Origin of the sequence: Colwellia maritima, assembly GCF_022669015.1 — a bacterium.
Lineage (GTDB): Bacteria > Pseudomonadota > Gammaproteobacteria > Enterobacterales > Alteromonadaceae > Colwellia > Colwellia maritima.
This window is the reverse complement of record NZ_JAKKSL010000003.1, coordinates 331390-354836: the sequence shown is the minus strand read 5'-3', so window position 1 is coordinate 354836 and position 23447 is coordinate 331390. Positions and strand designations below refer to the sequence as shown.

Annotated in this window: 19 protein-coding genes and 5 pseudogenes; 9 read left to right on the top strand and 15 right to left on the bottom strand. The window is 37.0% G+C overall.

The window, feature by feature from the left end; genetic code table 11:
* Positions 1 to 147 precede the first annotated feature (147 nt).
* Together L3081_RS17495 and L3081_RS17490 are read right to left on the bottom strand one after the other, a co-directional pair.
* Positions 148 to 1158 (bottom strand): YcbX family protein, encoded by a 1011-nt coding sequence (locus L3081_RS17495; protein WP_242287586.1) that lies wholly within the window; start codon positions 1156 to 1158, stop codon positions 148 to 150.
* Positions 1138 to 1445 (bottom strand): annotated as a pseudogene (locus L3081_RS17490) (MOSC domain-containing protein); the annotation flags it as partial. The pseudogene L3081_RS17490 and the gene L3081_RS17495, both read right to left, overlap by 21 nt.
* Positions 1446 to 1535: 90 nt before the next feature.
* Here L3081_RS17490 and mpl point away from each other — a divergent pair.
* The 4 genes from mpl to L3081_RS17470 all read left to right on the top strand — a co-directional run bounded on the left by mpl (position 1536) and on the right by L3081_RS17470 (position 6697).
* Complete coding sequence (mpl, locus tag L3081_RS17485) at positions 1536 to 2927, top strand: UDP-N-acetylmuramate:L-alanyl-gamma-D-glutamyl-meso-diaminopimelate ligase (protein WP_242287319.1); 1392 nt, start codon at positions 1536 to 1538, stop codon at positions 2925 to 2927.
* A gap of 350 nt (positions 2928 to 3277) precedes the next feature.
* Positions 3278 to 4885 (top strand): methyl-accepting chemotaxis protein, encoded by a 1608-nt coding sequence (locus L3081_RS17480; protein WP_242287318.1) that lies wholly within the window; start codon positions 3278 to 3280, stop codon positions 4883 to 4885.
* Between the two features lie 128 nt (positions 4886 to 5013).
* Positions 5014 to 5301, top strand: a complete 288-nt coding sequence (locus L3081_RS17475; RefSeq protein ID WP_242287317.1) for a hypothetical protein — start codon at positions 5014 to 5016, stop codon at positions 5299 to 5301.
* Entirely contained in the window at positions 5282 to 6697 is a 1416-nt protein-coding gene (locus tag L3081_RS17470) for a GGDEF domain-containing phosphodiesterase (RefSeq protein ID WP_242287316.1), read from the top strand. Before L3081_RS17475 ends, L3081_RS17470 begins: the two co-directional genes overlap by 20 nt.
* Positions 6698 to 6778: 81 nt before the next feature.
* On the opposite strand, the pseudogene rraA reads toward L3081_RS17470, so the two are convergent.
* Positions 6779 to 7263, bottom strand: a pseudogene (gene rraA, locus L3081_RS17465) (ribonuclease E activity regulator RraA).
* A 137-nt stretch (positions 7264 to 7400) separates the two neighbouring features.
* Between rraA and L3081_RS17460 the strand changes: the two are divergent.
* Together L3081_RS17460 and L3081_RS17455 are read left to right on the top strand one after the other, a co-directional pair.
* Complete coding sequence (locus L3081_RS17460; RefSeq protein ID WP_242287315.1) at positions 7401 to 7934, top strand: hypothetical protein; 534 nt, start codon at positions 7401 to 7403, stop codon at positions 7932 to 7934.
* A 20-nt stretch (positions 7935 to 7954) separates the two neighbouring features.
* Positions 7955 to 9442 carry a putative bifunctional diguanylate cyclase/phosphodiesterase gene (locus L3081_RS17455; RefSeq protein WP_242287314.1) on the top strand — a complete coding sequence of 496 codons (1488 nt, stop codon included), beginning with the start codon at positions 7955 to 7957 and terminating at the stop codon, positions 9440 to 9442.
* Between the two features lie 33 nt (positions 9443 to 9475).
* Here L3081_RS17455 and L3081_RS17450 read toward each other — a convergent pair whose 3' ends face one another.
* From L3081_RS17450 to priA, 7 genes and pseudogenes are all read right to left on the bottom strand, one after another.
* Positions 9476 to 9835, bottom strand: coding sequence for a gamma-butyrobetaine hydroxylase family protein (locus tag L3081_RS17450; protein WP_242287313.1), 360 nt, complete (start codon positions 9833 to 9835; stop codon positions 9476 to 9478).
* Positions 9836 to 9857: 22 nt separating this feature from the next.
* Complete coding sequence (gene hslU, locus L3081_RS17445; protein ID WP_242287312.1) at positions 9858 to 11201, bottom strand: HslU--HslV peptidase ATPase subunit; 1344 nt, start codon at positions 11199 to 11201, stop codon at positions 9858 to 9860.
* A gap of 89 nt (positions 11202 to 11290) precedes the next feature.
* A pseudogene (gene hslV / locus L3081_RS17440) lies at positions 11291 to 11808 on the bottom strand (ATP-dependent protease subunit HslV).
* 293 nt (positions 11809 to 12101) lie between these two features.
* Entirely contained in the window at positions 12102 to 12338 is a 237-nt protein-coding gene (locus L3081_RS17435) for an SPOR domain-containing protein (protein ID WP_338027386.1), read from the bottom strand.
* Positions 12250 to 12594: an SPOR domain-containing protein gene (locus L3081_RS28500; protein WP_338027385.1), complete on the bottom strand. Its 345-nt coding sequence runs from the start codon at positions 12592 to 12594 to the stop codon at positions 12250 to 12252. Before L3081_RS28500 ends, L3081_RS17435 begins: the two co-directional genes overlap by 89 nt.
* 180 nt (positions 12595 to 12774) lie before the next feature.
* The gene (locus L3081_RS17430; RefSeq protein ID WP_242287311.1) at positions 12775 to 13182 is read right to left on the bottom strand and encodes a hypothetical protein; all 408 of its coding nucleotides are present in this window, start codon (positions 13180 to 13182) and stop codon (positions 12775 to 12777) included.
* Entirely contained in the window at positions 13176 to 14984 is a 1809-nt protein-coding gene (gene priA, locus L3081_RS17425; protein ID WP_242287310.1) for a replication restart helicase PriA, read from the bottom strand. The genes L3081_RS17430 and priA overlap by 7 nt, the downstream gene beginning before the upstream one ends.
* A 237-nt stretch (positions 14985 to 15221) precedes the next feature.
* Between priA and rpmE the strand changes: the two genes are divergently transcribed.
* The gene (rpmE, locus tag L3081_RS17420) at positions 15222 to 15434 is read left to right on the top strand and encodes a 50S ribosomal protein L31 (protein ID WP_242287309.1); all 213 of its coding nucleotides are present in this window, start codon (positions 15222 to 15224) and stop codon (positions 15432 to 15434) included.
* 428 nt (positions 15435 to 15862) lie between these two features.
* Here the strand turns inward: rpmE and L3081_RS17415 are convergent, their stop codons facing one another.
* Positions 15863 to 16423, bottom strand: coding sequence for a Yip1 family protein (locus L3081_RS17415; RefSeq protein ID WP_242287308.1), 561 nt, complete (start codon positions 16421 to 16423; stop codon positions 15863 to 15865).
* 495 nt (positions 16424 to 16918) lie between these two features.
* Here L3081_RS17415 and L3081_RS17410 point away from each other — a divergent pair, with 495 nt between their 5' ends.
* Positions 16919 to 17770: a LysR family transcriptional regulator gene (locus L3081_RS17410; RefSeq protein WP_242287307.1), complete on the top strand. Its 852-nt coding sequence runs from the start codon at positions 16919 to 16921 to the stop codon at positions 17768 to 17770.
* 129 nt (positions 17771 to 17899) lie between these two features.
* Positions 17900 to 19318, top strand: a complete 1419-nt coding sequence (dnaB, locus tag L3081_RS17405; RefSeq protein WP_242287306.1) for a replicative DNA helicase — start codon at positions 17900 to 17902, stop codon at positions 19316 to 19318.
* A 7-nt stretch (positions 19319 to 19325) separates the two neighbouring features.
* On the opposite strand, the pseudogene L3081_RS17400 reads toward dnaB, so the two are convergent.
* The 4 genes and pseudogenes from L3081_RS17400 to L3081_RS17385 all read right to left on the bottom strand — a co-directional run bounded on the left by L3081_RS17400 (position 19326) and on the right by L3081_RS17385 (position 23410).
* Positions 19326 to 19744 (bottom strand): annotated as a pseudogene (locus L3081_RS17400) (secondary thiamine-phosphate synthase enzyme YjbQ).
* A gap of 207 nt (positions 19745 to 19951) precedes the next feature.
* Positions 19952 to 20416 carry a chemotaxis protein CheX gene (locus L3081_RS17395; RefSeq protein ID WP_242287305.1) on the bottom strand — a complete coding sequence of 155 codons (465 nt, stop codon included), beginning with the start codon at positions 20414 to 20416 and terminating at the stop codon, positions 19952 to 19954.
* Between the two features lie 93 nt (positions 20417 to 20509).
* Positions 20510 to 21049 (bottom strand): DUF6702 family protein, encoded by a 540-nt coding sequence (locus tag L3081_RS17390; protein WP_242287304.1) that lies wholly within the window; start codon positions 21047 to 21049, stop codon positions 20510 to 20512.
* Positions 21049 to 23410: pseudogene (locus L3081_RS17385) on the bottom strand (M1 family metallopeptidase). Before L3081_RS17385 ends, L3081_RS17390 begins: the two are co-directional and overlap by 1 nt.
* Positions 23411 to 23447: the final 37 nt, after the last annotated feature.

Sequence of the window (23447 nt, the reverse complement as noted above, 5' to 3'; positions counted from 1 at the left end):
AAACCAACTTTTTTAATTACAGATGTCTGTTGATGTATATCAATCTTTTGTAATTTTTGTTTGCGCTAATGGGGTTTTTCTAAACTATAGAGGAGGAATAGAAAATAAAAATGATGTTTACAACAGTGATACATACCATAAGGGGGATTAGGAATGCTTAATGACTACGTCACTTGTTGCGATTGTCGAACAGCATAAAATGTAACCTTCCTTTTTTTCTTGCTCTGTTAAACCATTCATGTCATCCGTTGATAATTGTTTGACATCACCGCTAATTAATTTTGCTTTACAACGACCACACATACCGGCGCGACATGAGTAAGGTAAAATAAGCCCTGCATCTTCACCATTTTCCAAAAGGGTTTTAGTTTGTTCTCTGCCTTGATCATTAAGGGAGGGAGAAGGAATTTGGTATCTTTTATTCCATTTTTCAAAGAAAACGTTTAGCTTTTTGTTGACTGATTTGTCCACAATATGATCATTTAGGGTATTGTTATTTTCTAATGGATCAACTTTTTGGGTGTTACCTAGTGTATTTGTGGTTTGTGTTGTTGAAGTAGAAAGGGCAAAAACTGGGGGGGGTTGTGTACTGATAACAGTCAACTCATCTCCTGCGTTTATAGTGCCGCTATTGAGCGCGATTAAATTTTGACCAAACAATACCTCACCATGAGGGGTTTGTCTAAAAGACTGTAACATGCGTAGCGGTTGCTGTTGAGGATGTTTCTTGCCTGTTTCAGGGTTAATGGTAGTGAATACACAGCGTTCACAAGGTTTACTCACCTTAAACTCTACTTCACCAATACGAATATGTTGCCAAGTATCTTCAGTAAAAGGTGCTGTGTTGTTGACAACAATATTTGGTCTGAACTGTGTCATAGAGATATTTTCTTGAGCATTATTAACAAAGTTTTCACCGTTAAGCTGACTTTCTAGAAGCCTTGTATTAAGATCATTCAACGAGGCTTGAGAAATAAGCAATAACGGATAACCATCAGCAAAAGCTAGCTTTCTGGCATTATCCCCATTAGCGCTTCTTTCACGATAAGAGTTTTCGCCAAAAAATAATAGCGCACAGGGACGTTGCAAGTATTCACTAAACCATGCGTTTGCTTTTTCAGAACATAGTTGCCCGTCAATGTTATCTCCCCAAACCATGACTTTTTGGTACTGAGGCGTAAATTCGGTATAAGTTAACGTTAGCGTCGACATATTGGGAGCTGATAATGTTAATCCACCAGGGAATAGTTTTGTTTGAACTAAACATAATGTTGGTTCCGTTCTGGCGGTAATAAACTGCCCAGAAGGATCGCTGACTACAAACCGACGATCAAAGGCGCTAAGCCCAAGGCCTCAACTTTTGTAGAAAGCAATGTTATCCCCGCTGTCGATTTAATCGGATAAATATGAAGGCTACTAACTTTTACTGCAGGTGTTTTTGGCATTTTATGTCTAATATTTTCTTACTTGTTATAAGTGGATACGGTATATTAACCTTCATAATTTTTCATCATATTTCAGTATTTTTCTTGCTTATGACAAATAAAACTCAACATTTACACATTCTTGGTATTTGTGGCACCTTTATGGGAGGTATAGCCGCTTTAGCTAAAGCTCTTGGTTTTCGTGTAACGGGCTGTGATGCCCATGTTTATCCGCCAATGAGTACCCAATTAGAACAACTGGGAATAGAGCTAATGCAAGGTTATCAAACCGCGCATTTTAATGATGAACCTGATCTCGTGATAGTGGGTAATGCAATGTCTCGGGGAAATGTGATGGTAGAATACATGCTTGATCGGAATATTCCTTATATTTCAGGCCCACAGTGGTTGTTAGAAAATGTATTGAAAGACCGTTGGGTACTTGCAGTATCGGGTACTCATGGTAAAACAACGACTAGTAGCATGTTAACGTGGATTTTAGAGTATGCAAAATTATCACCAGGCTTTTTAATTGGAGGTGTACCGCAAAACTTCGAGTGTTCAGCACGATTAGGCAATGCGCCTTTTTTTGTTATAGAAGCCGATGAGTATGACACCGCTTTTTTTGATAAACGCTCTAAATTTGTTCATTACCGTCCAAGAACATTAGTTATTAATAATCTAGAATTTGATCACGGTGACATTTTTAATGACTTGTCAGACATACAACGACAATTTCATCATCTTATTCGTATGGTGCCCAGTAACGGTTTAATTTTATCGCCCAAAAATGAAGAAGCCATAACAGAAACATTAGCAATGGGATGTTGGACGCCTACAGAACAAAGTTCCTGTAAAAAAGGGTGGCAAGCACAAAAGCTCGCGGTTGACGGTAGTGAGTTTTCTGTGACTTTTAATGGTGAAATGCAGGGAATAGTAAAATGGTCATTGATTGGTGATTTTAATATCGACAATGCGTTAATGGCAATCGCTGCTGCCCGTCATGCAGGGGTTCCAAGCCATATTGCTACCGAAGCTTTAGCTGAGTATATTAATACTAAACGCAGATTGGAATTGCGTGGCTGTGTTAATAACATCAATGTCTATGATGATTTTGCTCACCACCCGACGGCCATTGCAAAAACTTTAGCAGGTGTGCGTTCACAAATAGCAGGTAATAGTAGCCAAGGTCGTGTCATTGCTGTATTAGAGCCACGATCAAATACAATGAAGTCAGGCGTGCATAAAGACACATTACCGGCTTCGTTAAGGCAAGCTGACCACGTTTATATTTTTCAGGGTGAAGACGTTAAATGGTCAGTGAGTGAGTTAATTAACAAGTGCCAGTCACCTTGTGTTGTTGAAGATGATATAAATCAATTAGTCGCTAAAATCACAGACTATGTTCAAGCAGGAGACAGTATTGTAGTGATGAGTAACGGCTCGTTTGACTCTATTCATGAAAAATTATTAAAAAGCATATATTTAAAATACCAACATTAGTGGTAAAACCGAGAATGAAACAACTAATTAATAGCACAAAGTTAGTTTATTCTATTTTTAAAAATAACGATAAAGTGTGAGATAAATCAATAAAGAGTAAGCTTTTTGTTTTTTTTGAACGAGAGCATTATATTATGTATTGCGCCCTTTAAATGCCTAAGGCATGATTCAAGGTGATTACGTCATCTATGATAATAAACGGAGTAACTTGTTGATAGTACCTTTTATTGTGGGCAATTTGATAGTAACTAGTAAATTACACTAGCCGTAATACAATCTGTAGGTACGGCTCAGTGAATGGGATGTAGCCAGTAGCTTCATCCTCTCATTATCGATTAATAGGATGTAATATGCTTCAAAACATGTCTTTAGCTAAAAAAATCAATGCTTCTCTTGTTGTTATTGCGTTTGGTTTTTTGAGCACAACAATCTTTTTCTTTTATAATGATGAGCGAGAGTTAGCCGAGTATTTTGTTGAGAAAAACTTGGAAAGCTTAGCGCTAAATTATTTTGATTCTGTTAATACTATGATGTTGACTGGTACTGTTGCTAATAGAAAAATCATTCAAGATAAAATTGTTAGCCAAGAAGAAATTGTAGAAGCACGAATACTTCGATCTCCCGCGTTAACTGAATCTTTTGGTAAAGGTCATGATGATCAAAGTGCAAAATCCACCTTTGAACATCAAGGTTTATCAGGTACACAGGCATTTGAAAAATTCACTGAAAATGGCAAGCAGATGATGAGTTTTATCATGCCTATCAAAGCAAGTGATGATTATCGTGGAACAAACTGTTTGACCTGTCATCAAGTCGAAAAAGGTGTAATTCTAGGGGCAGTTAAGATTACTTATGATTTATCTTCTGTTAATAAAACGATCACTAATTCAATTACTCATGCCACATTGTTACAACTTATAATCACCATTATCAGCTTTGGCTTACTAAGTTTTACACTAAAAAAATTAGTGTTTTTTAGGTTAAACAGATTACGTAAAACAATTAAGAGTGTAGAAGATAATCTTGATTTAAATAAAGATATCAAAGTGCATTACCATGATGAACTTGGGGCAGTTAGTTCAGCACTGAATGGCATGATGAAAACATTTAAGCAAAGTTTTGTGTCGATTTCTGATGCAACAGAGAAACTTACGCTGTCAGCACAAAGTGTTGATGAAATATCTTCGCTAACACGGGCGGCGGTATTAGAACAAAAAAATGGTACAGACTCGGTTGCCGCTGCTATCAATGAACTTGATGCTTCTGCAAATGAAGTGCAAAAAAATACGCAAAGTGCGGCGGATAAATCTGTGTCTGCAAGAGAACGGGCTTCGCAAGGTTTAGCTTTGGTAGAAGAAGCAAATAAAGGTATCAATGAATTGCGAGATAAAGTGATTCATAATACCAGTATGATTACCGAGCTCAGTAATAAAACTAATGAAGTCCGCAGCGTACTAGACATCATAACATCCATTGCTGAACAAACTAATTTATTGGCACTGAACGCCGCTATAGAGGCTGCTAGAGCAGGTGAACAAGGGCGTGGGTTTGCTGTTGTTGCTGATGAAGTGCGGTCATTGGCAACACGAACACGAGAAACGATTGACCAAATACAATCAACAATCGGCGCTTTACAGCATGATGCTAAAAGTGCTGTAGATTCAATGAATGATGCCAGTCAACAAGCTAATGAAAAAGCTGAAGATGTCGCTAATGTAGCCAATTTATTAGTTGATATCACCTCACAAATTAAAGAGTTAGATGAACTAAATTGCCATATTTCAGACGCGGCTAAACAACAAAACTTAGCGGCAGATGAAATTAACATTAATGTTGTTAATATTAGTGATGCGGCTGAAAAATCTAGTGCAGATGCCATTAGAGGTAAAGAAATTAGCGAGCATTTACTTGCATTGGCTAATGGTTTGAATGAACAACTTGCTAAATTTAAATTATAGTAGGTATGTAAAGTAGGCTTTTTTTACACTATTTTTTACTTTATGGACGGGAACTTTAGCGCTATAGTATCCACTCTATTAATACCAATTTAATCAACTTGGTATAATAATTAAATGGTTGGTTTAATATGGATTGTTGCAAAGGCTTTAATTGTTTAGATATTGTATTCAAATATTTTAGTCGTGTAAGTGCGGTTTTTTATCCAAATTGTTATATCGCTAAGGCATACTTTAAGGCAAGATATTCAAGGGGGCGTTTTTCTTCTTTATTATTGCTTAGCGGTTTATTGTTTCCTTTTTCTGTTGTGGCTGAGCAAAATTCAAATTTGTATTCTATCAGCGTAATACCATTCTTAGTTGGGCTAAGTGTCCCTCTTATTGCCTTTTTTTTGGAAGATGTTTTCAAAGTCGGCTAAAGGGCATAACGACATTTTATTAACTCCAAATACATCTGTTAACTATCCACGCGATGCTGCAACAAATCTACCCATAGCCTCGCAAGCATTAAAACAATTTGAGCATGTATTAAAAACCAAAAAAGATTCAAAACTGGCAGCAATCGTTTTTAAACCGATCAATTTCCAACAAGTTAATACTATTTTAGGACGTCATAATTCTGACATTTTGTTATTACAACTTGCGCTTTGTTTAAAGAAAAGTGTTTCAGAAAACCCCAATTTAATTGATTTCGATAACAACGCCACATCAGTAAAAATTGCGCGCCTACATGGTTTAGACTTTTTGGTTGTGTTCGATTTATCAAATACTAAACATGAGGTTAAAAGTATTGTAGATGAATTATGTCATCAATTAGCTAAAGCAGTACCTGATGCGATGAGTTTTAAGAGTTTTTCATTAAATTTTGAGTTAGCTTTTGGGGTAGCCATTAGTAAAGAGCATGGTAATAGTGTTGAAGAAATAGTATCGCACGCTACTGATGCTTTATTGAAAGGCGTTGATAGTGGTCAAGTTATTCAATATTTTGATAATAACTCCATTTTTTATACAGAACAGAAATTGCGTTTGATGGAATGCTTGCGGCAAGATATTGTGGATGAAAACCTACATTGGTATTTACAGCCACAAGTGGATATTAACGACCACGCAATTATTGGTTTTGAATTAAAAGTTAATTGGCATACTAATGATGGAAAAGTACTTGAATTAGCCGATTTTATTAATTTAGCAGAACACAGTGGTGATGTTTATTGTTTAACAAAACAAATGTTTAAACAGGCTTTTAAAGCGTTATTTTCTTTGCATAAAATTGGTGTTTATTCACAAGTATCTGTTAACCTTTCGAGTCAAAACTTGCTAGAACCTGATCTTGTTGATTATATCGAACAACAAATGAAAAACTATAATATTGCAGGCAAATATTTAATGATTGAACTCGATGAGCAAATCATGCTTTGTGCTTGCCAACGAGCTAAAAATACCATTGATCAGTTAAAGTCACTTGATATAACGGTTGCCATTGATAATTTTTCTGGTAGTTATGAATCTTTACGCTATTTAAGAAAAATGGTTATTGATCAAGTAAAAATAAATTGTCAGGATTTAGACACCAGTGATGATAATAGAGCAGACAAAGCGATAATCAATGCCTTAATTACTTTCACACATAGCATGAAGCTACCTTTGATTGGTACTCATATAGATAACAGTGAGACTGCGAATAGCTATATTTCGATGGGAGGAAGCCTTATACAGGGTGAAATGATTCATAAAGGGGTTAACCCCAGTGAAATAGAACCATGGCTGCAAAATTGGTATATCAAGCACCCAAAAGCTAAGCCTAACAGATCGTAACCTCTGTATGATGCTAATGAGGAAATGCTAGGGTACAGCGCTAAGCAACAAGGTATTAGAGACACAACCCAGTTTAGTATTTTATTCTAAATCTAACGGCTCAGGTGATAAAATAATGCCTGTATTATCAGCGTAAATATGATCATCAGGTAAAATAGTGACTCCGCCAAAATTGATAGCAACATCAGTTTCGCCGAATTCATTATCATTTGCCCCAACAGGAATCGATACGAGTCCTTGAATACCTATTTCGATTTCTTCAATAGCATCAACGTCACGTACGCTGCCATAACAAACGATCCCTTCCCGCCATTAAGTGCGGCAGTTTCGGCAATATTAATATCGATTAGTGCTCGCCTAGTTGATCCTCCACCGTCAATAACGAGTACTTTACTTTTACCATCCATCTTGATTGTTTGTTTGATCAAGCCAGTGCCTTCGAAGCATTTTATCGTAACAACTTTGCCCCCAAAAGAATGCCGACCACCATAATTACTAAAAATTGGGTCAACTACATCGACTAAATCTGCATAAGTGTCACATAATTGTGAAGTGTCATATTCCATAACAATAATCTTTGATTTAAGAAAAAGTTACTAGTTAGTATAACGTGTTGTAATGAGAATAAAATAGAGACTTGTATTTTAGTGTAAAACTCTTTTTAATATGTCTACTATTTATCTCCAAATATAGAACATATTTAATGTTTGTACAGCTAAATTCATTAGCCTTATTATATGCCACTCAAGCAATAATTTTCGCACTTTTGGCGTTTATCTTCTTCACCTATTTCCGATCTTTTCATCGTGAATATATGAAATATTGGCTGTATGGTTTAATTTCTTTAAGTTGTTATTATGCCAGTTACGCTATGTTAGGCTACGCTGAAACTCATAAAACAGGTTATTATCTTCAATTATTATATGAACAAATACAGCAAGTAGGATTGTATTTATTTTTAACATTTTTATTGCTTGGTCTTTATAGTATTAAAAAGAGAATTAAACTGACAAAACGCCTTTTTTTTACTGTGGTTGGTTTAGCTGTTTTTATTGGTTTGAGTGTTGCGACACTGTATTTTTTCGAAGAAAATAATATATTTAACCGTTTTTATCTTAAAGTTAGCTTGCAAAACCTTATTTTCGCAAGCTGTTTGCTTCTTACTAGTTTTTATCTTTTTGTTGATAAAAGTGCGCACTTTTCTAGTAACTTTCTACTCGTTTTTTTCTTGTTTTAGGTGTTCGTCATTTATTTAATTTGTTTATTACTCTGATTGGTATAACTGAGTCATGGTTTAATCAAATTGAGTTATTATTATTATATTTTGATGTGGGTGCCTATATTATTTTAGGCTTCATATTATTACTTTGGATGCAGGGTACAGAGCGGAATATGGCTGTCAATGCTATTAGTCGGGCTCAATATCTAGGTAAACATGATTCGTTAACTGGTGCTCTAAATCGCGGGCAAGTAATGGAGAAGTTATCAGAATCTATTATTATTGCTGAAGAAAAAACTAATCAGTTAGCCATATTTTTGCTCGACATAAAGCAGTTTAAATTTATTAACGATACCTATGGTTTGAAAACCGGGGATTTTATTCTAGGTGAGATAGCAAACCGCTTAAACAATAGTATGTTACTACCTCAAGCCGTAGGGCGTCTTAGTGGTGATTCATTTATGTTCGTAGTGGAATTTAATGAAAGTGTCTCATTAAATAAAATAGCTGAGCATTTGCATCAGCTCATTAGTCACCCTTATACTGATGAACATCAAGAGGTAAATATTCAAGCGAGTGTTGGGTATTGTACTTATCCTGATAATGGTGATAACGCTGAAGATTTACTTCAAAATGCTAATCTTGCTTTGCATCACGCTGAAACCAATAATATAGCTACAATTGCTTTTGAATCAGGTATGCAAGCTGAAGGGAGGCGGTTAGTACTTAAAGAAAAAGAGCTCAAAGCAGCTATTCTCAATGACGAATTTGTTCTTTACTATCAACCTCAGTTAAATTTGATCACTAACCGGTTAGAAGGCGTTGAGGCGTTAGTGCGTTGGCAGCATCCAGAAAAAGGCTTATTGCAACCTGCCAGTTTTCTGAAAGATATTGAAGCATTATACATGAACAGCGAGTTTGATAATTATATTTTAAACAAGGCTTGTAGTGCTAATGCTCGATGGTATCAACAATTTAAACGTCGTATTGCTATCGCTGTCAATATAACAGCGGTAGAGTTCCAAGATCCAAAGTTGGTCAGTAATATTCAAGCGATATTATTAGAGAAAAAGCTTTCGCCCAAATATTTAGAGTTGGAGATAACAGAAAATGTTGTGATGACAGATATTACAGCAGCCATGAATACTATCTCCGCACTACAGAATATGGGGATCAAAGTGTCGATTGATGACTTTGGTACCGGGTATTCTTCATTGGCTTACTTACGAAAGTTACCGATAGATACGATTAAAATTGATCGTAGCTTTATTGCAGAAGTTGCGACGAATGATTCAGATTTAACTATCGTTAAATCGATGATTAATCTTTCACAAGGATTGGGAAAACGTGTGCTTGCTGAAGGTGTAGAGAATAAAGATCAGCTTAATGTCCTGCGTAATTTAGGCTGTGATGCAGTGCAAGGCTATTTTATTGATAAGCCATTACCAGAAGAGAAACTGATTACTTATTTAACGAGAAAATCACCTGGCGTCAAATCACCCGCTAAAGAACAGGAGCAATCATAAATTTAGCGTTATTAGTATGGATGGAAAAGGGGACTACAGCTGTGTTATGTCGATCATTGCTTCTCTAGAATGACCTGAATTTTTTATTTCTGCTAAATAATGCTGCCAACGTTGCTCATACTCCGTGATTAGCAGGTTAAGGTACTCTGTGGTATATATAGCGCTGTGTTGATCATCAAAAACAAAGCGAAAGCCGTGTTTCCCAACATTCTCTATCGAGAGAAGTAGCACGACTTTTTTATTTGTCACTAAGGTTTGTTGTTTTGTAGATTTCTGTTGGTTAGGACTAAAAACGCGCAAATACTCAAAATCTAAACAGGCAGTATCACCATGAACGAAATGTATAGTGATACTTTTTTTATTGGTATTGATCGTAAACTGTTTAATACGCATAACTGCCTGTAAAACTTAATTATTAAAGAATAAAACGACTTAAATCTTCGTTTTTAACTACTTCATCTAAGGTTTGATCAACATAAGCTTTATCAATCACCACTTTCTCGCCAAGACGTTTGTCAGCATGAAAAGATAAATCTTCTGTGAGCCTTTCCATCATGGTATGTAAACGGCGTGCACCTATGTTCTCTGTTGTTTCATTTACCTGCCAAGCTGCATTAGCAATCGCTTGAATGCCATCGTCGCTAAACTCAACATCAACGCCCTCTGTTGCAAGTAATGCAATATATTGTTCGGTTAGGGAAGCAAAAGGTTCCGTTAATATTCTTACAAAATCTTCTGTTGTTAATGCTTTTAACTCAACCCGAATAGGTAATCGACCTTGTAATTCAGGAATTAAATCGGATGGTTTCGCCATTTGAAATGCGCCAGAAGCAACAAAAAGGATATGATCGGTCTTTATCATGCCATGCTTGGTACTAACGGTGGAGCCTTCAATTAAGGGTAATAAATCACGTTGTACGCCTTCACGTGATACATCGCCACCGCTGTTACTATCAGCACGTTTACAAATTTTGTCTATTTCATCAATAAACACAATACCATTTTGTTCTACGGCATAAATAGCTTTTTCTTTAATGTCATCGTGGTTGACGATTTTCGCTGCTTCTTCTTCTTTAAGTGCTTTAAAAGCCTCTTTAATAGTTAGTTTGCGTTTTTTGGTTTTATCACTCGACATGTTCTGAAACATGCTTTGTAGCTGAGAAGTCATATCTTCCATACCCGGAGGAGCCATGATTTCAACACCGAGTTGTGGTGCAGCTAAGTCAAGTTCAATTTCTTTATCGTCTAATTTACCTTCACGTAGCTTTTTACGAAACACTTGACGTGTACTGCTACTTTCACTATCACTTTCTTTTTTTTCTACATTACCAAAACTATCTCTTGCCGGCGGTAGTAATACATCTAAAATACGTTCTTCGGCAGCTTCTTCGGCTAGGTGTTGCACACGGCCAATTTCATCTTCCTTAACCATTTTTATTGCCATATCGGCAAGGTCACGAATAATAGTTTCTACTTCTTTGCCTACATAGCCAACTTCGGTAAATTTTGTGGCTTCAACTTTAATAAAAGGTGCCTTGGCTAATTTTGCTAAGCGGCGCGCAATTTCAGTTTTACCAACCCCAGTTGGACCTATCATTAAAATATTTTTTGGTGTCACTTCATTACGCAACGCTTCATTTAGTTGCATACGGCGCCATCGGTTTCGCAAGGCGATAGCAACGGCACGTTTAGCATCGCTTTGGCCAATAATATGGCTATCTAATTCATGAACAATTTCGCGGGGAGTCATATCTGACATAGTTTATTCCTCGTATCGTTTTGATTTTTCTACAAGACAATAGTCTTTATTCAAAACATAATGCGTAAAATAGTGATCAAGCGTAATACTTATAATTCATCTATCGTTTGAGAGTGATTAGTAAATACACAAATATTACCGGCGATAGTCAACGATTTTTCAACTATCTCTCTAGCACTTAAATCGGTATTTTCCAAAAGGGCTGTTGCGGCTGACTGAGCAAAATTTCCACCACTACCTATGGCAATTAAATCATTCTCAGGCTGAACAACATCGCCATTACCTGTAATGATTAAGGATGCGGTTTCATCAGCAACAGCTAGTAAGGCTTCAAGCTTTCGTAAGGCTCGATCACTACGCCAATCTTTTGCTAGCTCTACTGCCGCTTTGGTTAAATGCCCTTGGTGTTGTTCAAGTTTGCTTTCAAAGCGCTCAAATAAGGTAAATGCGTCAGCGGTACCGCCAAAAAACCTGCTAGCACCTTATTATTGTATAAGCGGCGTACTTTTTTGGCGTTACCTTTCATAACGGTATTACCCAGTGATACTTGACCATCACCACCAATAGCAACTTTGCCGTTGCGTCTAACTGAAACGATAGTTGTCACATTAACTCCAATCTCAATAATTACATTTTGTTGTAGATAAAGTTGGGGTTATTAATGACTTTTCAAGGATAGAATTAATTTTATCCTCATTCTATTAAATAAATGTCTGTTTTAATGCTGTACTCGATTTAAAGTGTTGGGTGATTATTCTTACAGCGTAGTTTTTTATTTAGCCATTAACAGTGTATTAATGGCTAACAGGGGAGTTTTCACGGAACTGATTAGGTGGTGTTATGTTAAGCAGGTAATAATTTAACTATTTGGCTTGTGTTGGTTTTATGAGAAAATAGCGCTTATTTCCACAGCCAAATTTGACAACCGTTAATCTTGTTATTTCGTAGTTTGTGCTTGTCTTTTTCCGCGGCACGTTTTCGTTCGTAGGGTCCTAATACAACTTTATACCAAATGTTGTTTTTACCTTGAGCCGTTTGAATTAGGCTTTCAACACCAAAGAAAAGCCATTTTTGCTTTAAGTGATTCAGCTTGGGCTCGGGTTTTGAACGATCCACATTGCATTTTATAGGGACCATTTTGTTTTACTTCATATTGGCCCACTTCAACATTTTTCGTTTTTAAATTTTCAACGTAAGTCCATTTTTCTTTTGGTGGCTCAGGTAGATTTTGTTCTTTTTCGGCGGATGATTCTTCTTGAACTTGAATAGGATCTTTAGTCGAAGTGTCAGTTTTTAAAAACCATAAACTATATGAAAAACCCGCAATTAGTATAATTGCAAGTAAACCAATTAGCTTGGTTTTTATTGTTAATGTTCGAGTTGGTGCCGCCACATTTTTTTTGTATGGGCTACTTTTTTTCTTTTTTGGGGGCGTTCGAGAAACGTAATCTTGGTTTGACATGAACTACAGGGAAATAACGAAGAATGTTAGGTATTCTATACTTAAGTCATTTCTAATTACAAGTACATACAGAATACCTTTTAGTATGGCATTGATTTAAAATGTATTAAATTACCAGTTTAAATCAATGGGATCAATATCAAGACTCCAACGTACTTTACTCAACCATTCATTTTGGGGGATAGCGGTAAGTAATTGAGCTATTGCAAGGTGTAGCGACTTTCTTGAGGTGGCTTGTAAAATTAAATGGTATCGAAACTTACCTGCTTTTTTCTCCATAGCAGCAGGGATAGGACCGGCGTATTGGCAGTTTTCTAACGTAATTTCAGCCAACGACCGCAGGAATTTTTCAGGATAACTCGGGTAATTTGCCTCTGCGCGAAATAGAGCTTGGTAACTAAATGGCGGTAATCGTGCTTGCTTTCGTTCAACTAGGGCTTGTTTAGCGAAATGTTGATAACCGTTATGTACCAAGTCTTGTAATAGTGGATGATCGGGGTAATTGGTTTGTACTAACACTTTACCCGGCTTACTTGCACGTCCACCCGACCCGCTACTTGTATCAGAAGTTGTGCCATTTGTTCACTGGCACGAAAATCAAAACTAAATAAGGCACCATCACCATCGAGCACAGCAACTAAGGTAACATCAGGAAAATGATGACCTTTGGCGAGCATTTGCGTACCAATGAGTAGTTGATGTTTTTTCGCGGTTATTTCTTGTAATAGTTTAGTGAGTTCGCCTTTCTTACGTGTGCTATCACGGTCTATTCTGACAACACTCACGTCAGGAAATATTTCACTAATACGTTGTTCAAGTTGTTCTGTACCTTGCCCCACTGGCGCAATACGGACACTGCCACAGCAAGGACATTGTTTGGGTATTCGCTTTTGGCTACCACAATGGTGACAAATTAATAACTGTTGCTTTTGGTGAAAAGTATAGGGCTTATCACAACGCTGACAATCACAAAGCCAATGGCATTCTTGACAATTTATTGCGGGTGCGTAGCCTCGACGATTTAAAAAAATGAGTGCTTGCTCGCCTCGCGCGAGTGTTTGTTTTATTTCATGTTTTAACGTGCCAGATAAACCGAACTCCATTTGTTGCTTAGCAATATCAATTAATGCAATTTTGGCTTTACTACTGGCGCCTGCTCGCTGACGTAACTGGTGATATTGATACTTGCCTGACAAGGCATTTTGTAGTGATTCAAAACTTGGCGTAGCACTACCTAAAATAATAGGTATATTGAGTTGTCTAGCACGTAAAATGGCGATATCTCGCCCATGATAACGAAAACTGTCCTGTTGTTTTAATGAGCTATCGTGTTCTTCATCGACGATAATCATACCGAGTTTATGTAGTGGTGAAAAAATGGCAGAGCGTGTGCCAATAATAATGGCAGCACTGCCTTGTTGCGCATTTAGCCAAGTATCTAGCCGTTCAGTATCATTAAGGTTTGAATGATGCAAACAAATAGGCACACTAAAGCGTTGTTCAAAACGTAACAATGTTTGTGGCGTTAATCCAATTTCAGGGACAATCACCAACACTTGTTGACTATTTGCTAAAACATTTTCCATCGCTTGAAGGTAGACTTCCGTTTTACCACTGCCGGTTACGCCATCAACTAAGTGACAAGAAAAAAGATCGAGAGATTGATTTATCGTCGCTACAATAAGAGCTTGCTCGGTCGATAATACTTGCTTATTTTCTTGAGTTAACATCTCAATTTGCCATGAGAAGGGCAAAGGCGTGTGCTTAACTTCTTTTATTAGCTTTTTAGCAACTAGCGCATTTAATTGTGCTTTGCTGTAACCTAGGGTGCGTAATTCAGCCCAACTTACACCAGAATGCTTCACAATTAATTGATACAAGGCAAATTGTTTTGGTGCTTTTGCTTGAATTTGAGTCAAGCTCTTAAGTTGTGCGTCTTGTAAATTATCTTCATTACGCCAAACCATCGGTGGCTTTAAGTCTACTTTTTTTACTTGCCTTAATAATTTAGGTAAAGCTTGTTGCAATACATCCCCGATAGGGTGATGGTAATAGTCAGCACACAATCTTAAATAATTAACTAAAGAATCACTTAAATGAAAACTGTCATTCAGGCGCTGTGAAATTGGTTTTATTTTTGATGTGATAGTGCAATGGTTATCAATAACCATAACAATTGCAATGACTTTTCTAGCGCCAAATGAAACCGCAACGCGCTCACCAATTTTTATAGAGGGGTGTTGCATTTCTGTGGGGACTTGGTAAGTAAATAACTGCCGCATAGGCACGGGCACAGCTACTTGTACAAATTGATCAGACACGAATTATATTAGATAATGATGATAGTGAGTTATAGGCTATCTTAACGTAAAACTAATGATTAATTAATAAGTCTTTTATAACAAATTTTGTACTGTTTTAGCTTGCAGTTAACGCGGTGATCATTTATTATTCGCCCCCATTAATTTTACACCGTATGGTGCTTAGCGTTTACGTTGATAAAGCGAGCGGCTAAGTGGCGATACGCCCAATTTCTCGAGAGAGATATAGAGGTCCCCATGAAAGACGGAATTCATCCTAAGTATGTTGAGTTTAAAGCAACTTGTTCTTGTGGCAATGTTATTATAACTCGTTCAACTGCCGGCAAAGACATTCATTTAGACGTATGTTCTGAGTGTCACCCATTCTACACTGGTAAGCAAAAAGCTGCTGAGACTGGTGGTCGTGTTGATAAATTCAACAAACGTTTTGGTGCACTTTCTAAAAAGTAAAGTAGCAGCATACGGCAAAAGAGTAGTACTGATCGGCGATTCATTTTCTATGATCTAGGTTATTCTTTTTAGAGATGAAAGCTTCTGATTTTAATCAGAAGCTTTTTTTTTGTGTATTTTGGTATTGATTACAGGCTATTGATTACAGGTTAGTAAAGTCATAGCCTTAATTTGTTCCGAAAATAGTTATAACAGTTTCATTAATTAAGTGATCTGTTTTATACGTAGAAAAAATATACGTAAAAAAAATTGCCAAATACAAGGCATTTATTTCAATAATGAGTTGTTCTAATTATTAAATAAATAACGATGTAGTGGGTGATTTTAGCAAGTAGAAATGATCATATAGTTGCTGAGATTGGTATAAGCCAAGTTTAGTATAAAAAACACTTAATTATTTATATCAGTGCCCTTACAAGATAAATCAATTACCACAAAAGCGGAATGGCAATGAGTGTCACCAGGAATACCCATGCGACAACACCTAAAGAAATTGTTGTATGGGTAATGTTCGCGACCTCTAGCTCTTCGTGCATTTTAAGTAAATTTTTTGTACCAAAGTAGTTTAGGCAGATTGAGGCTAATAAGCCGAGCAATACCATGCCAATAACAAATAAAGGGTGGGGTAGAAATAGTACAAATGAAGAAAGCCACATAGGAACGGCTGAAAAAGAGGTTACCGCGAGTGTATTGCGATACTCTGTTTGTATACCTCGTGATGCGGCGATATTTTTAATCGCCCAAGCCATCATCATTACCGTAATGAGCTCTGCAATTAAAAACACCGCAGCACTTGAAATCCAAAGCACTTCGTTTGCAGCCGGGAAAAAACGTTCACCGTATTCAAATCCGGCATAGAGAATCATCACAGGAGGTAGTAAAGATAACGGTAACACCATATAAAATAGAGTTTTCACTACGGACTGATCAACCTCCTCCCAAACAGTATTCGACGAATATAACATTTTTAAATAATAAGGAACGATCACGGTAACCTCCTTTAGAACAGTAAGCTCATGAGTAAAGTACTCATAAAATTCAGCACTGATTTATTCTAATAACGAATTAATTTTTGTAACAAACTTATTTACCTGACAAGCTTAAGCTTGAATTATGTATTACACAAATGAAAAATAAGCACTAATAGTATGACGAATTGTCATGTTTGATAATATTAAATATCGTGTTAAATTAGAGAGAGTCACCGCTATACTAACCTGAACTCGGCTTAATAAATGTTTCTCTAGTAGCTATTTCTCCTTATTTCATCGTTAAATTTATTTGCAATAGATAAGCTATTGACGCGAAATTTGCCTTGAATTAAGAAAAACCATCAAGCTAGGGTATTAGTTAAAATAATATTGTTATGTATTTCAACTAATTAAAAATATCTTAAACCGAACTCAGGTTATATTAGTGGACGTGCGAAATAGCAGCGACGGTATAAAAACACATAATTTTACTTGATTTTAAAAAGGTTACTTTTGGATATTGAATTTGCACGTACCTTCATAAAAATTGTCGATACAGGCAGTTTTACTGCGGCGGCACGGAACCTACATCTAACACAAACAGCTGTTAGTCGTAGAATACGCTCTTTAGAAGAGTATATGGGGTGCCAACTTATTATACGTAATAAATCTGGCGCTACGCTTACTCCTTCAGGAAAACGTTTTTTACGCTATGCGGTTAATATGGTACAGACAATGGAACATGCTCGCCATGATATTGGTTTTGCTCCTGTGTATGATACCGCTTTGACAGTGGGCGGTAGATTTGGGCTTTGGGATGGCTTACTACTTCGTTGGTTAGAAAGACTCAGTGTTGAACAACCCAATATGCAAATAAAAGCCGAAAGTGGCATTGAAGAAGGTTTAATGCAAAACTTGATTGATGGTCGGCTTGATATCGGTATTATGTATACACCTCAACACCGTCCTACGCTGAAAGTAGATTGGTTATTAGATGAAGAGTTAATCCTCGTTAGTACTCAAAAAATAGCCCTCGAACTCGCTAACCCTAACACCTATGTGCATGTAAACTGGGGGCCAGAATTTCTTTCACAATTAACGGCTATACTGCCTGAATTAAGTAGCCCACGTATTACGGTTGGTATTGGTTGGTTAGGTTTACAGTATATTCTAAGTATGGGAGGATCAGGATACTTCCCGCGTAGACTCGTACGCGAACTTATTAATCAGGGGCGCTTATTTCCTGTTGACTCAGCACCCTCATTTCAATTACCTGCCTATGTCGTTTATCCAAAATCATCAGATAATGAACTTATAGAATTGGTTGTGAATATTTTACATGACGTTGTTACTCAAATTAAGTAACCTCGGTTTGAGACGTTTTTAACTCATTGAAAGTTAATTTTTGTTTTATTGCTCTATTTTTATCGGTGTTTCTGCTACATTACCCCACTTAGAAATACCTTCTCAAATCTCTAAAAGTAAGGCTCAAAAATGGCAGACAGAAAGCCTGGTAAATTTGCCAAAGAAAAGCAATTTATCAAAGACAAGCAAATAGATGAATTAAAAACACCACCACATTCTCTAGAAGCTGAGCAGTCAGTCCTGGGTGGTTTATTGCCGGATAATGAAACCTGGGATCGTGTTGCAGAAAAAACAGTAGCTGCAGACTTTTACAGTCGTTCTCATCGTCTTATTTTTGAAACGATTGCTACGTTAATTGAGCTAGGTGAGCCGGTTGATCTAATTACGCTATCAGAAGCCTTAGAGAATGATCAAAAATTAGATGATGCCGGGGGATTTGTTTACCTTGCGGAGATGATGAAAAATACTCCGAGCGCTGCAAATATTACGGCCTATGCTGATATTGTTCGAGAACGAGCCGTTACGCGTGAAATGATTAGTGTGGCTAATGAGCTTGCTGAAGCAGGCTATGATACCCAAGGACGGAGCAGCGCAGAGCTACTCGATTTTGCTGAAACCAAAGTATTTGCTATCGCTGAAAAGCGTGCTAATAAATCTGAAGGACCTGAAAGTCTTCATTCTGTATTAGAAAAAACCGTAGATAGAATTGAAAAGCTTTGTTCAACGGATACTGGTGGTGTAACGGGGGTGCCTAGTGGCTTTGCTGATTTAGATAAAATGACGGCAGGTTTACAGAAATCTGATTTGATCATTGTTGCAGCACGTCCTTCAATGGGTAAAACTACCTTTGCTATGAACTTGGCAGAGCATGCCGCGATGACTCAGGATAAACCTGCTTTAATTTTCAGTCTTGAAATGCCGGCAGATCAAATTATGATGAGAATGCTCGCTTCATTAGGGCGAATTGATCAAACTAAAATAAGAACAGGACAATTGGATGATGAAGATTGGGCGCGCTTGTCTTCTACCATGGGGTTGTTGATTGAAAATGGTAAAATGTTTATAGATGACGCTGCAGGTTTAACTCCGACAGAAGTTCGTTCCAGGGCACGACGCATCCATCGAGATCATGGCGGTATTTCAATGATCATGATCGATTACTTGCAATTGATGCGTGCACCACAATTTTCTGATAATCGTACTTTAGAGATTGCTGAAATATCACGTTCATTAAAAGCGTTAGCAAAAGAATTACAAGTGCCAGTTGTTGCGCTCTCTCAGTTGAACCGTGGCCTAGAGCAACGTAGTGATAAGCGTCCTATTAACTCTGATTTACGTGAATCAGGTTCAATCGAGCAAGATGCTGATTTAATCATGTTTATTTATCGTGATGAGGTTTATCACGATGATAGTGAATTTAAAGGAATGGCGGAAATTATTATTGGTAAGCAGCGTAATGGCCCTATTGGTCGAGTACCGTTAACTTTCCAAGGTAAATATTCACGCTTCGATAATTATGCAGGGCCGCACGTACTTGAGGAAGATTAACCCATTGTTATTCGCCATGAATGGTAGCAACTAGCGTACGGCTACCGGATGGTTCCTATGCTCGCCTAAGTAAATTCCTTGCCAGATACCTAAATTAAGCGTTCCATTGGTAATTGGGATAGTCACATTAGAGCCAAGTAAGCTTGCTTTTATATGAGCAGGCATATCATCATCTCCCTCATAGGTATGTTGATAATACGGTGCTTGTTCTGGGGCTATCACATTAAAATGTTTTTCCATATCGCTACGCACAGTAGGGTCAGCATTTTCATTGATAGTTAATGATGCAGATGAATGTTTAATAAACAAATGTAAAATACCACATTGAATATTAGTAAGAGCAGGTAGTTGATTGATTATTTCATTTGTTATTAAATGAAATGCTCTTGGTTTTGCTGTTAACTGTATTTCTATTTGTTGCCACATATTGTGATATCCAGTGCTTTATACCAGTCTCGCTAATTACGTGATAATTCTACTTGCTAAAATTACCGGCTACATCCTTTTTTATTTAATAGTTAGAGCAAGTAGTTATTGAAATAAACGCCTTGTATTCTGTGGAACAGAGACAAAAAAACACTATTGAAAAATAGTGTTTATTGGGTGTTCAGGTTATATTTGTTACTGTTCTATTTATTCATCAAAAGAGAATTCAATGTAAGCTTTTCCATGCTCGCCTCTAAGTGCAAGAACCACAACAGGACCTTCTGATTTATGGTGTATCGTATGGTTTTTTCCCGAGACAACAATAGGAGTCGCCATATCAAATTCAATACCCTTTTCACTCAGCATACGCTTAGCACCACCGGTAACCATGTTTGTGATTTCACCCACTAAGTCTGTGATTTCTTCATTCACTTCGTCGGGTGCTTCACCTACCATCCCTTTCATTGTTGCTAAAGCTAAAGGTGCATCAAATGTAATGGATAAAGAGCCTTTTGTTTGTGGACTAATCATACCTATTAAGCCAGAAACATCCCCCATTGATACTTCGGTTGTTTTCAATTTAGGCTTTTCAGGGACGAGCTCCATTTGCGCCATGGTAGACATAACATTAAGCATTGATGATAAAAACGGGTTGATGAACTCTACTCTCATGGATTTTCCGAGCTTTAGCTATTTTTAGTACTTTGATTTTGCACACTTCTGTCACAAATGTAAATCAATCTAGCGTAATTTTTTATTAATTACTTATTCATTTGAAGTTATTATGGCCACCCTATGTCGGTGATCAAAAGTTAAACTACCTTGTATTGTATTTTCTAGGCGTGAACTTTGATAGTTGACTGTGTTGACTTGCTTCTCATAAGTATCAACGAGTATTGTGTTTTTTACCATGAGGTGAGTTAAAATTTCTTTAGAAACGCTTTCCTGATAGGCAAAAAGTTGGCCTCTTTTAACTTCAAAGCCAATCCAGTTCATTTTAATCGCTTTATCACCTTGCGCTAAAATAAAATGTTTTTCGATATATTTTTGTATTAGTTCATCATATTTAGGATGCTCAGAAGAGAAATTAATTTGTTGTATTTCAGCAATAGCATTTTCAATATCATGAGCGGTAAGTTGATGTATTACTTCAATATGTTGAGTCACTTTATTATAATTAAGTTCTGAAACACCAAAAAAGTAAGTGTGGGCAACAATAGTGTGCGTAGCAGCCATGAGCAAAATACTTAACAGTATTCTGCCTATGGCTCGTTTACTTATGCTAGAAAGTAAAAATGTTAGCATTAGTTATCCGCGTTTTCACTTTCATCATCTGCAGCTTTCAATTTTTTATTGTAATCGCGCATCATATCTTCTTTTTTACGTTTATAAAGTTCAAAACGTGACTTAATAGGTTTAGTCGGCCAATAGTTATTATTGACATTAACATCAGCCGTTTCCCATTTAGCATCTATTGCTAGTGCCGTAATTTCTTTGTCACGTACAAGCAGTTTAGAGGTTTTTACTGAATTTTGTCGCCAAATTTCAGCCGGTATTTTCATATGTTCAGTGCTGCCATCTGCGTACGTGATGTCTAAAATAATAGGCATAACCAAACCGCCTTTATTTTCAAAATCAATTAAGTAAAAGTTACTTTGGTTGAGTAATAAATCCTTTTCCCATTGCTCAAGTTTTTTATTGCCGGCATTGTATTTATTTCGTGCCGCATTTGTGGCAGTGAATTTATCATGTTCGTTGTAAAAATCTAATAACTCTGGTTTGTCTTGAGTACGAACTTTTTTACCTTTGTTCATAAGACGAGTAATAAATTCCGGTTTTTCATTTTCTAATGCTCGTAACCAAGCTTCTTCAGTATCTGGGTTTTGGCTATCTGCGGTATAAAGATGTATGTCACCAAGGGCAATATCAACATGATCAGTGGTATAAAACCAACCACGGAAGAACCAGTCTAAATCAACTGCTGAGGCATCTTCCATTGTACGGAAGAAATCTCTTTGGAGTAGGACGTTTGAACTTCCGGCGTTGTGCATACTCTTTAAAAGCAAAGTCAAACAACTCTCTGCCCATGATTGTTTCACGTAAAATATTAAGTGCAGTTGCAGGTTTTCCATAGGCATTATTACCAAATTGTAATATAGACTCAGAATTCGTCATGATTGGGACCTGGTTAGTACTTTTCATATAGCTCGTAATGTTAGCAGCATCTCCACGACGTGATGGATATCCTTCTTCCCATGCTTGTTCAGCTAAAAATTGTAGGAAAGTATTTAAACCTTCATCCATCCAGGTCCATTGACGTTCATCTGAATTGACAATCATAGGGAAATAGTTATGACCCACTTCATGTATAATAACACCAACTAGACCGTATTTAGTGCGACGAGAATAGGTTTTCTCACCGGTTTTTTTATCAAGTGTTGGACGTGGACCATTGAAAGTGATCATAGGATATTCCATGCCACCAACCGGACCGTTTACTGAAATAGAAACTGGGTATGGATAGTCGAAAGTGTATTTGCTGTATTGCTCCATGGTATGAATGATGGCTTCAGTGGAGTATTTCTCCCATAGAGGGTTACCTTCATTAGGGTAATAAGACATCGCCATAGTGTTACTGCCACCATGCTTGTAACCTTGTGCATCCCAAATAAATTTTCTACTTGAGGCAAAGGCAAAGTCGCGCACATTTTTAGCTTTAAAGTGCCACGTTTTATTTTTTGTTGAACGAGACTTTTCATTTTCTAAAGCTTCGTCAGCGGTCACAATAAGCACTGGCTTTTTAGCTTTTTTTGCTTTATCTAAACGCTGACGTTGAGCTTTAGTTAAGACATCTTTTGGATTTTGTAGTTCACCCGTAGCAGCCACGATATGATCACTCGGCACGCTAATTTTTACATCATAGTCACCAAATTCTAGGGTGAACTCACCACGGCCTAGAAATTGTTTGTTTTGCCATCCCATCACATCATAATATGCAACAGCACGTGGAAACCAACCTGCTATTTCGTATAGGTAATTATCATCTTTTTCGAAATACTCATAGCCAGAACGACCACCTAATACTTTTTGTTCGTGTAATTGGTAATTCCACTCAACTTTAAATTCGGTGTCATCGCCAGATTTTAATGGCTTGGGTAGATCGATACGTAACATTGTACCATTTATAACAAAATGTAGCGGTTTACCTTTGCTATCTTCCACCGTTGTAATGTTGTAGCCACCATCAAACTTTGGTTTTTCAACCATATTGCGTACGCCCGTATAGGTCACTTTTTCTAACGGTTTTGTTGCAGTAGATAACTTGCTATCAGCATTACGTTTTAATATATTCTGATCAAGTTGTAACCAGATATAACGCAAGGTATCCGGTGAGTTGTTCTGATAATTTAAAGTTTCACGACCTGTTAGTTGCTGTGTTTTATCATCCAACTTAATGTCAATAGTATAGTCAACTTGTTGTTGCCAGTATTGATGGCCAGGCGCACCTGATGCAGTGCGATAGACATTTGGCGTGGGTAAAATTTCTTCAAGTTGGCGAAACTTGTCGCTTGCGATAGTGTTTTTAGCGAGAACATTTGTGGTATACAAACTGCTGCTAAAAGCAACAGATAAACAAACAAGTGCTGTTGATAATGAATATTTCATAGCCGTCCAAGTTTAATGATTATTTTTGAATTTCGAT

Bases quoted from the DNA above. Each gene is read 5' to 3' on its own strand.
- L3081_RS17395 (WP_242287305.1), bottom strand. From the start codon at position 20,416: ATGAGAGTAGAGTTCATCAACCCGTTTTTATCATCAATGCTTAATGTT.
- L3081_RS17460 (WP_242287315.1), top strand. From the start codon at position 7,401: ATGTTTGTACAGCTAAATTCATTAGCCTTATTATATGCCACTCAAGCA.
- L3081_RS17495 (WP_242287586.1), bottom strand. From the start codon at position 1,158: ATGGTTTGGGGAGATAACATTGACGGGCAACTATGTTCTGAAAAAGCA.
- dnaB (WP_242287306.1), top strand. From the start codon at position 17,900: ATGGCAGACAGAAAGCCTGGTAAATTTGCCAAAGAAAAGCAATTTATC.
- L3081_RS17390 (WP_242287304.1), bottom strand. From the start codon at position 21,049: ATGCTAACATTTTTACTTTCTAGCATAAGTAAACGAGCCATAGGCAGA.
- rpmE (WP_242287309.1), top strand. From the start codon at position 15,222: ATGAAAGACGGAATTCATCCTAAGTATGTTGAGTTTAAAGCAACTTGT.
- hslU (WP_242287312.1), bottom strand. From the start codon at position 11,201: ATGTCAGATATGACTCCCCGCGAAATTGTTCATGAATTAGATAGCCAT.
- mpl (WP_242287319.1), top strand. From the start codon at position 1,536: ATGACAAATAAAACTCAACATTTACACATTCTTGGTATTTGTGGCACC.
- L3081_RS17470 (WP_242287316.1), top strand. From the start codon at position 5,282: ATGTTTTCAAAGTCGGCTAAAGGGCATAACGACATTTTATTAACTCCA.
- L3081_RS17435 (WP_338027386.1), bottom strand. From the start codon at position 12,338: ATGGTCCCTATAAAATGCAATGTGGATCGTTCAAAACCCGAGCCCAAG.
- L3081_RS17480 (WP_242287318.1), top strand. From the start codon at position 3,278: ATGCTTCAAAACATGTCTTTAGCTAAAAAAATCAATGCTTCTCTTGTT.
- L3081_RS17450 (WP_242287313.1), bottom strand. From the start codon at position 9,835: ATGCGTATTAAACAGTTTACGATCAATACCAATAAAAAAAGTATCACT.
- L3081_RS17475 (WP_242287317.1), top strand. From the start codon at position 5,014: ATGGATTGTTGCAAAGGCTTTAATTGTTTAGATATTGTATTCAAATAT.